General features: G+C 61.6%; 1 pseudogene. It reads right to left on the bottom strand.

Annotated elements, in window-relative coordinates:
• Nucleotides 1-372, bottom strand: a pseudogene (locus ACTJLF_RS34780) (porin); the annotation flags it as partial.

Genomic DNA, 372 nt, shown 5'->3' with positions numbered 1-372 from the left:
CCGTGCTGCTGCCGTAAGCGATAGCAACGTCCAGAGGACCGTTGGCGTAGCCGAAGCGGCCGCCGATGTAACGGCCTTGACGCGTGGTGTTGTCACCGCCAGGCGTAGCCAGACCCGGGCTGTACTTGTTCTTCTCAGACAGGGCGTACTGGAACTGACCATAGAAACCGCCCAGGTTCGGGGGCAGGAAGTAGCCGATGCTGTTGCTTGCGCGAACGTAGTTGCTCGTGCTCACGTTGGGCACACCGGGAACAGCCGTAGGAGCGGTACCGTTGAAGGCGCCGAAGCTGTTGTTGGCAGTGTTGATCAGGTTGGTGCCAACGCCGTTGGTGCCGAACGGGTCGAACACGGTGTCGTTCCAGAACGTCGGGG

Source organism: Variovorax sp. 22077, from assembly GCF_052044195.1.
Classification (GTDB): Bacteria; Pseudomonadota; Gammaproteobacteria; order Burkholderiales; family Burkholderiaceae_C; genus Variovorax; species Variovorax atrisoli.
Note: the sequence above shows the minus strand (reverse complement) of the source record. Positions and strands in the feature narration are given on the sequence as shown.